The sequence below is a fragment of the Paraburkholderia rhizosphaerae genome (assembly GCF_004366595.1).
GTDB lineage: Bacteria > Pseudomonadota > Gammaproteobacteria > Burkholderiales > Burkholderiaceae > Paraburkholderia > Paraburkholderia rhizosphaerae.
In genome coordinates this window covers 14,340-28,768 of the sequence record NZ_SORE01000038.1, presented here as the reverse complement: position 1 = coordinate 28,768, position 14,429 = coordinate 14,340, and the positions used below count along the sequence as shown (strand labels likewise).

General features: G+C 62.5%; 15 protein-coding genes. 9 read left to right on the top strand and 6 right to left on the bottom strand.

Translation table 11 applies throughout. The features are described from left to right. Positions 1 to 115: 115 nt before the first annotated feature. Entirely contained in the window at positions 116 to 1,099 is a 984-nt protein-coding gene (locus tag BX592_RS31140) for an alpha/beta fold hydrolase (RefSeq protein ID WP_134197133.1), read from the top strand. 71 nt (positions 1,100 to 1,170) lie between these two features. On the opposite strand, the gene BX592_RS31135 is transcribed toward BX592_RS31140, so the two are convergent. Both BX592_RS31135 and BX592_RS31130 read right to left on the bottom strand, forming a co-directional pair. Then, a complete protein-coding gene (locus BX592_RS31135) occupies positions 1,171 to 1,761 on the bottom strand; it encodes a BPSL1445 family SYLF domain-containing lipoprotein (RefSeq protein ID WP_134197132.1) in 591 nt (196 codons plus the stop codon). Positions 1,762 to 1,959: 198 nt separating this feature from the next. Then, positions 1,960 to 2,787 (bottom strand): aldo/keto reductase, encoded by an 828-nt coding sequence (locus BX592_RS31130; RefSeq protein ID WP_208328005.1) that lies wholly within the window; start codon positions 2,785 to 2,787, stop codon positions 1,960 to 1,962. Between the two features lie 211 nt (positions 2,788 to 2,998). Between BX592_RS31130 and BX592_RS31125 the strand changes: the two genes are divergently transcribed. Further along, complete coding sequence (locus BX592_RS31125; RefSeq protein ID WP_134197131.1) at positions 2,999 to 3,958, top strand: LysR family transcriptional regulator; 960 nt, start codon at positions 2,999 to 3,001, stop codon at positions 3,956 to 3,958. Between the two features lie 113 nt (positions 3,959 to 4,071). On the opposite strand, the gene BX592_RS31120 is transcribed toward BX592_RS31125, so the two are convergent. After that, complete coding sequence (locus BX592_RS31120; RefSeq protein WP_134197130.1) at positions 4,072 to 4,452, bottom strand: hypothetical protein; 381 nt, start codon at positions 4,450 to 4,452, stop codon at positions 4,072 to 4,074. 318 nt (positions 4,453 to 4,770) lie between these two features. On the opposite strand from BX592_RS31120, the gene BX592_RS31115 reads away from it, so the two are divergent. From BX592_RS31115 to BX592_RS31105, 3 genes are all read left to right on the top strand, one after another. Continuing rightward, the gene (locus tag BX592_RS31115) at positions 4,771 to 5,007 is read left to right on the top strand and encodes a hypothetical protein (protein ID WP_134197129.1); all 237 of its coding nucleotides are present in this window, start codon (positions 4,771 to 4,773) and stop codon (positions 5,005 to 5,007) included. A gap of 138 nt (positions 5,008 to 5,145) precedes the next feature. After that, positions 5,146 to 5,421: a hypothetical protein gene (locus BX592_RS31110; protein WP_134197128.1), complete on the top strand. Its 276-nt coding sequence runs from the start codon at positions 5,146 to 5,148 to the stop codon at positions 5,419 to 5,421. Positions 5,422 to 5,535: 114 nt separating this feature from the next. After that, positions 5,536 to 6,156 carry a sigma-70 family RNA polymerase sigma factor gene (locus BX592_RS31105; RefSeq protein WP_134197127.1) on the top strand — a complete coding sequence of 207 codons (621 nt, stop codon included), beginning with the start codon at positions 5,536 to 5,538 and terminating at the stop codon, positions 6,154 to 6,156. A gap of 1 nt (position 6,157) precedes the next feature. On the opposite strand, the gene BX592_RS31100 is transcribed toward BX592_RS31105, so the two are convergent. Then, positions 6,158 to 6,937, bottom strand: coding sequence for a YkgJ family cysteine cluster protein (locus BX592_RS31100; protein ID WP_134197126.1), 780 nt, complete (start codon positions 6,935 to 6,937; stop codon positions 6,158 to 6,160). A 234-nt stretch (positions 6,938 to 7,171) separates the two neighbouring features. Here BX592_RS31100 and BX592_RS31095 point away from each other — a divergent pair, with 234 nt between their 5' ends. Together BX592_RS31095 and BX592_RS31090 are read left to right on the top strand one after the other, a co-directional pair. Then, complete coding sequence (locus BX592_RS31095) at positions 7,172 to 8,734, top strand: methyltransferase regulatory domain-containing protein (RefSeq protein WP_134197125.1); 1,563 nt, start codon at positions 7,172 to 7,174, stop codon at positions 8,732 to 8,734. Between the two features lie 661 nt (positions 8,735 to 9,395). Next, on the top strand, positions 9,396 to 10,562 hold the full coding sequence (locus BX592_RS31090) for a YeeE/YedE family protein (RefSeq protein ID WP_243849814.1): 1,167 nt from the start codon (positions 9,396 to 9,398) through the stop codon (positions 10,560 to 10,562). Positions 10,563 to 10,961: 399 nt separating this feature from the next. Here BX592_RS31090 and BX592_RS31085 read toward each other — a convergent pair whose 3' ends face one another. Together BX592_RS31085 and BX592_RS31080 are read right to left on the bottom strand one after the other, a co-directional pair. Continuing rightward, positions 10,962 to 11,510 (bottom strand): carboxymuconolactone decarboxylase family protein, encoded by a 549-nt coding sequence (locus tag BX592_RS31085; protein WP_134197124.1) that lies wholly within the window; start codon positions 11,508 to 11,510, stop codon positions 10,962 to 10,964. Positions 11,511 to 11,713: 203 nt separating this feature from the next. Beyond that, entirely contained in the window at positions 11,714 to 12,304 is a 591-nt protein-coding gene (locus tag BX592_RS31080; protein ID WP_134197123.1) for a LysE family translocator, read from the bottom strand. A 101-nt stretch (positions 12,305 to 12,405) separates the two neighbouring features. On the opposite strand from BX592_RS31080, the gene BX592_RS31075 reads away from it, so the two are divergent. Both BX592_RS31075 and BX592_RS31070 read left to right on the top strand, forming a co-directional pair. Next, positions 12,406 to 13,296: a LysR family transcriptional regulator gene (locus BX592_RS31075; RefSeq protein WP_134197122.1), complete on the top strand. Its 891-nt coding sequence runs from the start codon at positions 12,406 to 12,408 to the stop codon at positions 13,294 to 13,296. 448 nt (positions 13,297 to 13,744) lie between these two features. After that, on the top strand, positions 13,745 to 14,209 hold the full coding sequence (locus tag BX592_RS31070) for a GNAT family N-acetyltransferase (protein WP_134197121.1): 465 nt from the start codon (positions 13,745 to 13,747) through the stop codon (positions 14,207 to 14,209). Positions 14,210 to 14,429: the final 220 nt, after the last annotated feature.

The window sequence follows — 14,429 nt, the reverse complement described above, 5'->3', positions numbered from 1 at the left end:
TCCGCCGGAACGCTCGCGCAAGGCCGGAATAAGCAGTTCCGTTCCGGTGTTTTCGAAAACACGTCAAGTACCAATCGAGCGCTCACGCGCTCAAGTCCCCGGAGGAGCACATGCCATGTCGGAACTCATCCATCGCACAGTCAACGCGAACGGCATCAACATCCACGTAGTCGAACAGGGCGATGGCCCGGCCGTGCTGCTCTGCCACGGCTTTCCCGAGAGCTGGTATTCGTGGCGTCATCAGCTGCCCGTGCTCGCGGCGGAAGGCTTTCGCGCGATTGCCGTCGATATGCGCGGCTATGGACGCACCGATCGTCCGCATGAGATCGAGCAATACACGATGCTGCATCTGGTCGGCGACATGATCGGCGTGCTCGATGCGCTCGAAGTCGGCAAGGCGGTGATCGTCGGGCACGACTGGGGCGCGCCGGTCGCATGGCATGCGGCGCTGCTGCGGCCGGACCGCTTCTCGGGTGTGGTTGCGCTTAGCGTGCCGTTCCGGCCGCGCGCGAAAGTCCATCCTTCGACGCGCTTTCCGCGCACCGACGACGCGATGTTCTATCAGTTGTACTTCCAGCAGCCGGGCGTCGCCGAGGCGGACCTTGAACGCGACGTGCGCCGCTTCGTGCGCAACGTGCTGTACACGTTAAGCGGCGATTTGCGGGTCGCGCCGGACGACGACGGTACGCGGCGCCGCTTCGATATGGTGCCGCGCAACGGCGGGCTCGCCGAGGTGCTGCCGGACCCGCCGGTGCTGCCCGCGTGGCTTACCGACGAAGACATCGACTACTACGCGGAGCAGTTCTCTCACACCGGCTTTCGCGGCGGCCTGAACTGGTACAGGAACATCGACCGCAATCAGGAACTGCTTGCGCCGTTCGACGGCCTGCAGATTACCGTGCCGGCGCTCTTCATCGCCGGCGAGCGCGACCTCGTGCTGCATTTCGACGGCATGAGCGAAGTGCTCGCGACACTTGCGCAGCGCGTGCCACTGTTGCGCCGCTCGCTGATCCTGTCGGGCTGCGGCCACTGGACCCAACAGGAGCGGCCGGATGAAGTGAATACCGCGTTGATCGAGTTTCTCGATGAACTGGGCTGACGACGCCCGCGCCGTCGCGATCGGTACGCGATACCCGGTACGCGGTACACGTTACGCGACGCGATCGGCGCCTAGATGATCAGCCGCGAAATTTTCGAGCCTTCCAGCGATACGCCGGCCATCAGGCCGGCGTTGGTCATCACGATCGCCTCGACCGGACTCGTTGCGGTCGACGTATCGATGTTGCCGTTCGCGCCGATCTTCAACGCGGCGACCGTCGCGTCGACGCCGGCGGCCCAACCCTGGCTGTGCACGAATTCGTCGAGCGCGGGCTGCGTCATGAAGAGCAGCACGATCGCTTTGGACTGCGCGCCGATCTGCAGCCCGAACGATGCGGCGGCGATGCTGTAATAGCCGTTCGTCTGCGAGCCAATGCGCAATGCGCCCTGCCCGTACTGGCCACCGAACCAGAAGCCCGCGGAGATCACCGACGGGAACACCAGCACCCCGCGCGCCTGGCCAACCAGTTCGCGCGACCCGTGCACGGTCTCGTACATGCGGGTCATCGTTGCGTCGACATCCGCATCGATGGTCCTGCGGCGCCCGGCGTTCGCTTCGGGCGATGAGTCCGACGAGGGCGGCGTGGTCGTGCACGCGGCGAGCGCCAGCGCGCCCGACGCGGCGAGCACAGGAGTGACAGCGATAAATTGACGACGGTGCATGCGCCCTTTCCTCCTATCCGACGGTTCGAGTCAATCACCCGACTACAGACCTTCGCGGGGACCGCAAGGTTCAAATTACCGTGCACGTTACTTGAAGGGCGTCACTGAAAGCAAGAGTTACCGTCCGTCAACCTGTTGTAATCCACCCACGACAGCATGCCGCCGCACGCGACCAAAACGGACGCGCACCCGGTATCGTCACGCATCCCACTTCGGCGCAAACGGCGGCGACACATAGCGCAGATCTTTCGGCAGCCCAGCGATCGCGCGGCGGTCTTCGTCATCGAGGCGAACCTTTAACGCGCCGAGGTTCGACTGCTGACTCTCCTTATGCTGCGCCTTCGGAATCGCGATCACGCCGTCCTGATCGAGCAGCCACGCAAGCGCGATCTGCGCCGCGCTTGCGCCGTGCTTTTCGCCGACCCGCGCGAGCACCGGGTCGCTCGCCGCGCGGCCCTGCGCGAGCGGCGCATAGGCGACGAGCGGAATATGCTTCGGCCGCAGATAACCGAGCAGACCCGCTTGCGACAGGAATGGGTGATATTCGACCTGCACGCAGGCGAGCGGCGCGCGCACCTCGTCAAGCGCGGTCTTCAACATCGGCAACGTAAAGTTGCAGACGCCGATCGCGCGCGTGCGCCCTTCGTCTTTCAGTTTCTGCATCGTTTCGAGCACCGCTGGCAGGTCCATATCGGGCGACGGCCAGTGCACCATAAACAGGTCGACGTAGTCGAGCCGCAGACGCTTGAGGCTCACGTCGAGCGAGCGGCGCAGTGCATCGGGCTGCAGGCTGTCGTGCCACGCCTTGGTGGTGATATGCAGCGCGCCGCGCGCGATGCCCGCGCCGGCGAGCGCGGCCCCTACCGCATCTTCGTTTTCGTACATCGTCGCGGTATCGATATGGCGGTAGCCGAGCGCGAGCGCGCTTTCGACGACCGGCTGGCATCCGGTGCCCGGCATGCGGAATGTGCCGAAGCCCAGACGGGGAATGCAAATGCCCTGCGTGTCGATCGTTTCGATTTCCATCGCTACTCCTTCGAGGTGTTGAAATCGCGGCGCGGGCCTCGCTCGCGACTTCGATGCGACACATCGACCGTCATATCGCAATTCGAAGCACAACTTCGGGGCCGGACCGCAGCTGCTGGCACTGTCGCATGTCGACACCGATGAATAAAGTACGTGCCGCTCAAATGAGCGATGATTAAAATCATGAATCTGACGACCAGAGCGAGCGACTATGGGATTCGATGGAAAGCTGCTGTCGGGGGTGACCGTGCTGGCCGCGGTCGCGGAGACCGGCAGCTTCGTGCGTGCGGCCGACACGCTCGGGCTATCGCCGTCCGGAGTGAGCCGCGCGATTGCGAGACTCGAAAAACGGATCGGCGTGCGTGTGCTCGACCGCACGACCCGCTCGCAAACCTTGACCGATGAGGGCCGCCGGCTTTACGAAGCGGCCGGTCCGCACCTGATCGGTATCGAGGAAGCGGCGATCGCCGCGTCGGGCGCGGCCAACGCGGTGCGTGGCAAACTGCGCGTCAATATCGATCCGTTCTTTTCGCGCACGGTGCTGGCGGCGCGCCTGCCGGAGCTGCTGCGCCGCTATCCGGAGTTGTCGCTCGAGCTGATCATGCGCGACGCGGTCGGCGATCTGGTCGCGGACGGTTTCGATCTGGCGGTCCGCTTCGGGCCGCCGCCGGCGGGTACGCTAGTCGCGCGCAAACTGCTCGATACCCGTGTGCTTACCGTCGCGGCGCCGCGTTACCTCGCCGAGCACGGTGTGCCGCAGCGTCCCGAAGAAGTCGAGCGGCATGAGCGGATTCTGTTCTACAACCCGGTTACCGCGAAGCCGTTCGAATGGGTGTTTCACCGTAACCGTCAACTGGTTGAAATACCGGCAGCCGGTCGGCTGCTCGTCTCCGATGTCGACACGATGCTCGGCAGTTGCACCGCCGGCGCGGGCATTGCGCAGATCATGGACCTGGGTGTCGAACATCTGATGTCGACCGGAGCGCTCGCCGAGATACTGCGCGACTGGCAGGACGAGCGCTTTCCGCTCTATGCGCTCTACCCGTCGAGGCGGCATCAGGCGGCGAAAGTCACGGCTTTTATCGATTTCTGTCTGGAGACGCTGGCGCCGGCGCTTGTGGGGCGCGGGAGCAAAGGCGGCGCGGCTCGGTCGGCAGGCCGCAGGCGCTGACGGTGGCGTCGGTTGGCAATACGCACGGTAACCGGCAAACGACGATCAAACGCGATGAGCGGTGGCGAATATTCGCGCGTCAATGATGAAGCGGATGCGGATTGCGAAGCTCGTCAGACCGACGCGGCTTCTTGCTTCCGGTTCGATTCCGCATGCATGCCCGGCGAGACTCGCGTGTGCGACGCCTCGATGGATGCGCCCGCGACCGACGCTGCCAACGCCTGCGTGTGGTCTCGCAGACCGTCCTGCGCGATCGCACGGATATTCTCATCGTCGCGCGCCGCATGCGCGGCCTGCTTGCGCTGTTCGGCAAGCGCCATCACTCGCAACTCCACTTCGTCGACATGTGTGTCGCCACCGGTGTACAACGCGGCGAGCATTTCCGGCGTCGTGTGATATTGCAATGCGAGCCACGCGAGGCCCGGCGAGATCTCACGCCAGAAGCAGACGAACCCGAGCAACACGGCGAGCATTGTGAACGCGACGATAACCATGGCGAAATCTCGATCACCGAAAAGGTGCGTAGAGGCAGTGAGCGGCGCTTGCGACGTTGTGTCGCGCACCCTCACCACGCTTAACGCTTGGCGGTGGGCAATATTCCGCGTGGCGTCGCAGCGGCCTGCGGTGCTAATCAACGCATCAGTACGGATTCGCAAGAGACGAAGCGACGTTCGCGAACAGCGGATATGGCTTCGTAGTCGCCGCTGACAAATATCGATCAGCCGCGGCGATATGTGTTGAGGAAAAGTGGCCTTTAAGCCTGCTCGCGTCGACTGTTACGATCGCCTTGCGACGCCTTTCTCGAAGAGCCATTGCTGAGCGCCTGGAGCAGCGTCAGCAGCGTGCGATTCACGGGTGTCGGCACGCCAAGCGTGTTTCTCGCCGGGTCCGCGTTTGCGTCGGTGCTGTCGGGGTCGACTGCCGGCGGGCTGTACGGGCTTGGCGTCACGTCAGTGCTCGCCGCGCTCGCGACGTTCTTCGCGCGCGATGTGCCGACCAGGCGCACGCCGGGGCGCGATGCGAATGGCGCGCCGCGTTCGGTTGGCTAACCGGTTGGTTGGCTGGCTTGCGGCTTGCGCATGACGCAGCGCCGCTCGCGTTGGTGTGCACGTTTGCACCGGCGTCCGTCAGTCGGGAATGCAGCTTGCGGCATGCGATAGGTCACATCAGATTCGCTGAGGCTGGAAATGACTGCGCCGGTGGTGCTCGGATTGCTGGCGGCGATCTTGATCGTCTGCTATGCGCACTTTGAAATTCCCCGCTTTACGCGCGGCGCCGTCAAGCGCGAAGTGGCGCACGCGGTCCTTGCGGTAGCCGGCATTGCCTTCGGTGCGGTGTGTGCAACAGTGCCCGGCGAGCCGTTTGCGCGGTGGGCCGCGTTCACCCTCGGTTTCGGCGCTGTGCATGCGCCCGCCGCCTCGATTCTGTTTCTGAAGTGGCTGCGCGGCGCGGGGCAGTCTTGAGATCGCCGCGGCTGCGCCCTCCTGAAGCCCTGCGCCCGTTTTCTGTCATAAGCCCCGCTCTGCTCCGACCAACGCTCGTTACGTCACCCACCCGGGTGAGCAAAGAGCGACGCCATGGTCAACCCTGCCGATCCTTCGTATCAGAACCCTGCCGAGCATGCGCTGCGCGCACTGCTATTGCGCGCACTGGATGGTGATTGCGCCGCGTATCGCGCATTTCTCGACCAGCTTGCGGATCACTTGCACGGCTACCTGCGCAAGCGGCTCTACCCGCTTCTCGACGATGTCGACGATCTTGTGCAGGAAATCGTGTTCGCCGTACACCGTGCTCGCACCGCTTACCGTCACGACGAGCCGCTCACCGCGTGGATCTATGCGATCGCCCGCCACAAGCTGACCGATTACCTGCGTGCGCGGTCCCGCCGGAGCGCGCTGCAAATTACGCTGGACACCGGTTACAACCTTGTTTGTGCATCTGGAACCGAGCGCGCGGATGCGAAGCGCGATGTCGACATGCTGTTGAACCGGTTGCCGCAGAAGCAGCGCATGCTGATTATCGGCGTCAAGTTGTGTGGCCTTTCGGTGATCGAAGCCGCGCAGTTGACGGGCTGGTCCGAGGCCTCGATCAAGGCCAGTCTGCATCGCGGCATGAAGCGGTTGATCTCGCGCAAGCAGGCATCGCGCGCGTCACCGCGCGCCGCTGACGTATTGCCGATGCGTGACGACGCGTGCTGAGCTAGACATCCGATGGAAAGAACGCGATGTAGCTCACGAGCGCATTGGGGAGCGACGACACCTCAGCGGTATCGGCTCCGATCGACACAAGCGTGTCGACGGTCGAAAGGCGGTTGGAAACGAAGCGCCATGTCGCCGCGGCGCCGTGCGCAACCTGCTTCCTGTCGTGCTTCAGACGCTCGAGCGCGGCGAGCATCACGTCCGGTGCGCGCTTGTGGATCGCGAATCCTTCGTTGGCGAGCGCCATATGATGCACATCGAGATACGCGCACAGGCGCTCCTTGAGCTGCGCGTCCTGCGCGGCAACCGCTCTTGACTGGCTGATCAGCTCGCTCGTTTCACTATCGAGCGTCTGACCGTTTGCGAAGAACACGGGTTTGTCCGTCGTCCATGCGTCAGGCGGACACGCTTTCGACGCAGGCGTCAGATGAATGAAAGGATTGACCTCGGCGGGATAGATCCGGCAAACACGCGGCCGCTGCCCGTATGCACCGCAACGGCCGTCGTGCAGCAAGTGCGGGCACGCGCCGTCGAACGCGGCTACCACGGTGACGATCACCCGGATCGGCACTGCGCCGCACATCGCGGCAAACGAAAGTCTGCGTTTGTGCGCGGCCTGCGCATCGCTTTGCGGCGGTTCAACAGGCCACGGAATCGCTTCGCAGAATAGCTCGATGTCGCCGCCGCGCCGGATCCAGTCCGCCGCCTCGTCGAGGCTCAGCGGAAGACGCAGGTTATGGCAACACTTGCCGCATTGGGTGCAACTGAAGTGAATCGTCATTGGACACTCGTGGTTTTGTTTCGGGGCTGCAGCGTGGTTCGACGCGTGCGCGCTTGTATGCAGCGATACGATGCGTGCAATGTACTCGCGCCATGGCTAGTTCGATCGGGATACGAATCGGGTTGCATCTTTTTTTCGGATCGACAAAACGTACGGATATTCGATCGTCCGGCTTGGCCGCTTCGCGAACCCTGGTTTAAGATTGCCGCTCCTAAAAATAGAAACGGCTGGACCATGAGCGGACCGGACCACGGCTACAGCAACGAGATCGCGTACACGTACGGCTACTGCGACGAACTGAATCCGCTACGCGCGAAGCTTGCACTTCTCAATGCCGGTTTCGACTATCCGGTCATCCGCAACGCGTGCGAGTTGGGATTTGGTCAGGGTGTCAGCGTCAATATCCACGCGGCGGGTTCGCCGGTTCAGTGGTACGGCGTCGATGCCGACCAGCGGCATACCGGATTCGCGCGGCAACTGGCGGATGACGCGCAAACCCATCCGCAACTGTCGTCACAGCGTTTTTCCGAGTTCTGCCGGCGCGACGATCTGCCCGATTTCGAATTCATCGGACTGCACGGTGTCTGGAGCTGGATTTCCGACGACGACCGCGCGACGGTTACCGAGTTTGTCGCGCGAAAACTGAGGACCGGCGGCGTGCTGTACGTGAGCTACAACACGCAGCCCGGGTGGGCGGCAATGATGCCGGTGCGCGAATTGATGCATGGGCACTTCATTGCGAGCGCCAGGCACGATGGCGAACGCGAGCCGGACGAGCAGCAAGCGGCCGAACGGATCCACGCGGCGATCGGCTTTGCGCAAAAAGTCATGGCGGCGCAACCCGGTTACGCGATGGTCAATCCTTCAGTGAGCGAGCGCGTGAAGCGCCTGTCGGAAGAGAACCCGCGCTACGTCGCGCACGAATATTTTGCGCACAACTGGCATCCGACGTCGTTTCTGCAGGTCGCGCAGACGCTTGAGCCGGCCGGGCTTTCGTATCTCGGGTCGGCCGACTACCGCGATCATATCGACAGGTTCAATCTGCATCCGGCGCAGCGCGAGCTGCTGGCAGGGATTGACGATGTGAAGCTGCGTGAGGCCGCGCGCGATCTCTGTATGAATCGGTCATTCCGGCGTGATTACTGGGTCAAGCAGCCTGTCGTGCTCGATGCGCACGAGCGGCGCGCTGCGCTGCGCGCGCATCGCGTGATGCTCGCCATCCCCGAAGACGCGGTTTCGTTGAAGGTGCGCGCGGCGTTGGGTGAAGTGACGTTGCCCGAAGAACTGTACCGGCCGATCTTGCGGGTGATGTCGCGCGACGGCGTGACCACGCTAGGTGACATCGAACGTGGCGTGAAGAGCGCCGGCATCACGCTCGACCAGGTGGTGGAAGCGGTCACGCTGCTGATCGGCATGGGCCCTGTGCTCAATGTGCAGGACGATCAGCAGACACAACAGGCGCACTCCGCCGCGGTGCGGCTCAATACGGCAATCTGCGAGCGAGCGTATGACAGCAATGCGCTGCAGTTTCTGGTGAGTCCGGTTTCCGGCTCAGGCGTATCGATTCCCCATGTTGCACAGCTGTTTCTGCTGGCCGCGAAACGGGGCTTGTCGCGGCCGCAGCAATGGGCGGAATTTGCGCGCGCGGCGTTGTCAGGCCGGGCCGGTGCGTCGGAGCGTGTCGGGCATGCATACGTTCCGTTGGCGTTTGCCGATCCGGATCTGGTGGATAAGGCGATCCGCTTTGCCGATGTCTATTTGCCCGTGTTGCGAATGCTGGGAATTGACGCGGGGTGACACCATACCGTCACCTCGCGCGGTGCCTCTGTTGTCTCCGGGTCGTGCCAGCGACCTCTCGCCCGGCATGCTTTCAAGTGTCAACGTTCCCTATTGGCGCGACGATCGGCGCGCAGCGGCTGTAATGCCGCCCGCCCCGATCACGCAAAGAAACAGGTGCAGGTCCACCAGATCGGATTTCATCCATTCGTCAAGGACTGGTTTCCAGACCAGGCAAGGCTTTCGCAGCCTGCGCTGCAGGCTGGTCAAGCTGTGAGTTATGGTGTGCCGGTGTGAGGCGCTCGCTTCAACAACGTGAAGGCACGACGCATCCTCGTCATTGAGAGTGTCAGATCTTGAAGTCGGCGAAGACGATCCCGTCGCGTTTTTGCATGGCGATGCTACATCGCTTTACCTCCGCGTCATGCGCGACGCCTGCGATCAAACATCGTTCCGAAACCGCTCAGTGGCGGCGAATCGGCGGGCAGCCTTGTAAAGTTCTCCGCGCAGACGATGACGAAATGGACAAGAGACGGTTTTGATTTCCCGCAACCTTCCTGCAAAGAGTGAGCGTACGGACGCGGCGGGCGCCAATCTGGAGTGTGCGCCGGCAGAGGCCTGCGCGGGGGAATCGCGGTTCGGCGCGCCGGACTTCAGCGTACGTCGTCGCAGAAATCAGAGGGTGATCAAGATCGCCGCATCGGCGATCGTTGCCGTTGGTCTGTACCTGACACTGGCCGTCAGCGGTCGTCAAAGTGCGCTTTTTTTAGTCGGCGCGTTGATCGGCATATTTCTCTATCACAGCGCGTTCAGTTTCCCGTCCGCGTACAGGCTGTTCATCGATGAGCGCCGCGGTACAGCTATTCGCGTTCACGCGTTAATGCTTGCCGTAGGGACAGGCCTTTTCGTGCCCGCACTTACTGCGGGCACGATCTTCGGTACGAAGCTGAATGCATCGGTTGCGCCTGCCAGTCTTTCCGTGTTCGTTGGCGCCTTCATTTCCGGGATCGGCATGCAGCTCAGTAGCCGGTGTGCGGGCGGAACGCTGTATAGCACGGGCGGCGGCGGCATTCACATGATCACCTCACTGATTGCGTCAGTCGTCGGGTCCGTTCTCGGCACAGCGCATATGCCGTACTGGAACTCTCAGCCTTCGCTTGGGCCGCTGATGCTGGGCGAACGGTTCGGGGTGGTGCCGGCACTCGCATTCACGTGGATCGCACTCGGCGGCATTGTCGCGTTGACGTACACATTTGAAAAACGGCGATACAGGATTCGGTCGCTAGGCGATTCGAACCACTTTACCGGTTACTCATTGCGGCGCGGACCGTGGCCGGTGATGGCAGCCGCAGTCGCGCTCGCCGCGCTCAACTTCGCCACGCTGGCGTTATCGGGAAATGCATGGCGTGTGACGTCGGCCTTCGCGCTATGGGGAGCGAAGTTTGCGGCCGCCGCGGGTGTTGACGTTGCCCACTGGCCGTATTGGACATCGCCCGATAATGCAGCCGCGCTGATCGCACCGGTGTCGCGCGACGTGCCGTCAGTCATGAACGGCGGCATCATGCTGGGCGCAGTGCTGGCCGCCGCGCTCGCAGGCCGCTACGCGCCGGTGTGGCGCGCACCGTTGCGGCCGCTGCTCGCTACCGCGCTAGGCGGCGCAATGATCGGATATGGCGCGCGCCTGGCTTACGGCTCTAACGTCGGATCCTATTTTAGCGGCATCGTCTCGTCGAGCTTACACGGCTGGATCTGGCTGATTGCGGCGTTTATCGGCAGCATCGTCGGCATCTATATGCGGCCGCTATTCAAACTCACCAACGAATCCAGCGATCCTGGATCCAACTGCTAGCGCGGCGCACATCGAGCATGAATCGCCCTCTGCGCGGCACGGTGGCTTTGCAACGCACAAGGTCCGCCGTGAAATAAAGAAACACCGGTTTGCTGCTTGCCATGACGCTCGTAAGTCACCGGAGAAACGGGAGGACGAGGTAGCGTTCTCCGCCAGGCATCAAACTTTGGACCCGAGGGCCAATCCAAAAGGAATGTGCACGGGGACCGTCGTCCACAGACGGTTCACCACGCCGAACCATTCGATCGATCAGCGTCCATCTTGTCGACGAAGTGGCGAACGTTCTCGCAGCGAGCCGTTTCTCGTGGTTCCGTACTTTCCAGATAGGCTGGGCGTTTGCGCTGCATGTCGCAAGTTCAGGCGGCGTGAATGGCAACAGAACCCGCGGCCGGTGGAGCATCAAACCTTCCATTCGTGCGGCTCGAAGAGTTCTTCAAGCGGCGGCTGGGTGACGCTCGCGGTGTAGTTCGTCATCGTCGACGCGGCGACCACGAGGACGACATCAAGCACCAGCGCCTGATCGAAGCCCGCCTCGGTGAACGCAGCGATGTCGTGCTCGTCGATGCGGCCGCGCTTTTCGATCAGCGTGCGTGCGAGGCGCGACAGCGCCGCAAGCTTGGGGTCCCACGGCAAGCGGCGTTCGCGGATCGCCTGCACGTCGGCCTCGCTCAGGCCTTCCTTAAGACCGAGGAACGAGTGGAATGCGACCGGCCAGGCAGAGCCATTGGTCACCGCATTGGTGAGCAACAGTACCTGCATCTGCTGTTCGTTGAAGTTGCCGCCGTGCGCCTGATTGAACACACTAACGAGCGCAGTGAGCAGCCTCGGTGAGCCCGCCATTCGGGCAGGCATATTGGGCACCATACCGAAGATTTCGGCGAGGCTGTTCAGCGCGGGCTTCGATTGGTCGGGTGCGGATTCGAGCGTATAGGCGGTAAAGTTAGCCATGGTATTTCCTTGAAGGTCGAGGGTATCGCTGAGGTCCGGCGACATGCACAGATTAGGCAGCGGCCCGCCTCCCGCCAATTACATCGCAGGTAATAAGCGATCGACTGTGTCTCCTACCCTTCGACTGTTAGCGCGAACGCCGAAGCGTCACACCTCGTTCCTTTGTCATGTGCGCATGGCCGGTCCTGCATCGAAAGACCTGGCTATCTCCAGGTCGGAATAACGGATGCGGCAAGCAGCGCGCCCATCGCGAGATTAAGCATGCGCCAGTGGCGCGGCGTTCTCAGGAGCCGCGCGAGCAGCACGCCGAGCGCGCACCACAGCGCGAGCGACGCGCACGCGGCCACGCCAAACGCAGCACCGAGCAACATCGCGAAATGATTCGGATTGCCACCGAGCAGCGCGAACGACGCCGCGGCCCCGACCGTCATCGCCCAGCCCTTCGGGTTGAGCCAGAGCAGCAGGAAACCGTTGACGAGCGTAACCGGGCGCGCAAGGCCGTCTCCCGCGTTTGGCGGCCCGCTGCGCGCGATGCGCGACGCGAGCCACAGCAGATACGCGGAACCGAGTACCTTCACGGCTGCTTGCAGCGACGGCACGGCTAGCAGCAGGCCACCAAGCCCGAGCGCGGCGACCGCGGCGAGCGAGGCAAGCCCGATCGCGATTCCGAGCATCAGCGGAATCGACGGTACGAAGCCGAAGCGCGCGCCGGAGGCTGTGGCGAGCGTGGTCGCGCCTCCGGGCGTGACGGTCGCGACGGCGGCGAATAGCAGAAGTGGCAGGATCGAGGTCATCGGCTCACATTGGAGTGCGTAAGGTCTTCACTGTACGGAGCGCCAATGCATCGCGAAAGGTAATAATATTGATGCGATCCATTACGTTTCATAATGCGTAGATGAGCCGGAACTTCGACCTCGATCTGATCCGCACCTTCGTTGCCGTCGCCGATAGCGGCAGCATGACGGTCGCTGCAAATCTGCTGCACATGACGCAAGGCGCCGTGAGCCAGCAGGTGAAGCGCCTCGAAGAGGTGCTGGATTGCCCGTTATTTGTTCGCAAGACGCGCCGACTGGAGCTGTCGCGCCAGGGCGAGCAGTTTCTCGTGAATGCGCGCAAGCTGCTGCAGCTGAACGACGAGACATGGGCCGACATGACCGGCCAGTCGCTACGCGGCGCGCTGCGTGTGGGCGTGCCTTACGATCTCGTGACGCCGCTCGCACCCGCGATGAAGGCCTTCGCCGAAACCCATCCGCACGTCGACATTTCGTTGGTGTGCGCGGCATCGCCAGAGCTGGGCAAAGCGGTCGATAGCGGTCAGGTTGACGTGTCGCTGATCGAATACGTCGCGAGCGAAGCCGAAGGTGACGTGATCCGCATCGAGCCGTTGGTGTGGGTCCAGGGGCGCGGCAGTGATGCGTGGCGGAAGCGGCCGTTGCCGCTGTCGATGGTGGACGAACGTTGCGCATTCCGTCCGGTGGTGCTCGGCGCACTCGCGGACGAAGGCATTGCATGGCGCACGGTGTTCGAGAGCAGCAATATCGAGGCGACCGCTGCAACGGTACGCGCGGGCCTCGCGATTACCGCGTGGCTCGTCTCCACGGTGCCGGCCGATCTTGAATCGCTCGCACCTGAAGCGACCGGCTTACCTGCCCTGCCTTCGTTCGCGATCTGCCTGCGATTGCCCGCGACGGTTCAGCCAGCGGCGCGGGAATTCGCACGCCTCGTCGTTGAATCGATGTCGAACGCCGCAGGTACGACACGCGTTCGGGTAGTGAAAACTGCGTGACGTATTGCCGGATGCGACCCGCAATCGCGAGAGCCAAGCGGGTGCAAGCCTTCCCGGCGGAACGGGTCAAACCTCAAATACCTGGACGAGCATGCCAAGGTCGAGTGTCACTTGAATGTCGTCGAGCTTAACTGCGGTGAGTCCGGCCGGTGCATCGATCATCTCAACCGCTTGCTTGGGAATTCCAATACGCTGGCATTGCGGAAATAGTTGCAGTGGTGAGTATCAGGGCTCTTGCCGAGGTTACAGAAATTGTCGACAACAATTTGCCTGGTACCCAGTGAACTCATCGAAACGCAATCCACAGCGAGATCATTTGCCCTGTCGAAGACGAGGCAAAAAAATCCAGCGCCGCGCGAAGTCGCTCAGGTGACGCCAGACTCGTGGATTGACATGCGAACCTTGCATGTCACACACTGCGGCGTCGCGCACGCATCCATTCATAAAAATGATCGAAGTCAGACGAGCTCGCTTCCCTGAAGATCGCGATGCAGTGGTCGCCATCTTCCGCGAATACATTGGCAGCGCCACGGTTAGTCTGGAGTTTCAGGACTACGAGTCCGAGCTCGCGAGTCTGCCCGGGAAATACGCGGCGCCGGGCGGATGCGTGTTACTCGCGTGGGACGATGATCACGTGATCGGCTGCGCCGGCTTTCGCCAGGTCGATGATCGGACGTGCGAGATGAAACGCGTCTACGTGCGCGCTGTCACGCGTGGGCAAAACATCGGGCGCCAGCTTGTCGATCGGGTCATGAGCGAGGCGCGGGCTGCCGGTTATGCGCGTATGTGCCTCGATGTGCTTCCTGAGTTTGTCGCTGCGCGCAGACTCTATGAATCGCTTGGGTTTACGCCGGCGCCGCCTGTCACGTTTAATCCGATTCCTGGCACCGCGTTTCTTGGCATCGATCTGTGAGGTCGTCGAGGTACAGGCTTTTAAAATGGACACGCTTCATCCCCATCGGCCGGATGATGGCCACACTTTCTACACGTGCGATCAAGGCAGTCTCGCGCGAACAGCGACGATATCATGTTGTCGGCCACGCATGCTTCACACTCGAACCAGCTGGTGTGAATGACCGAGCGGCACGCGTCGCAAGTTAGTTGATGCACTTCGTTTTCCAGCAAAACTTCCC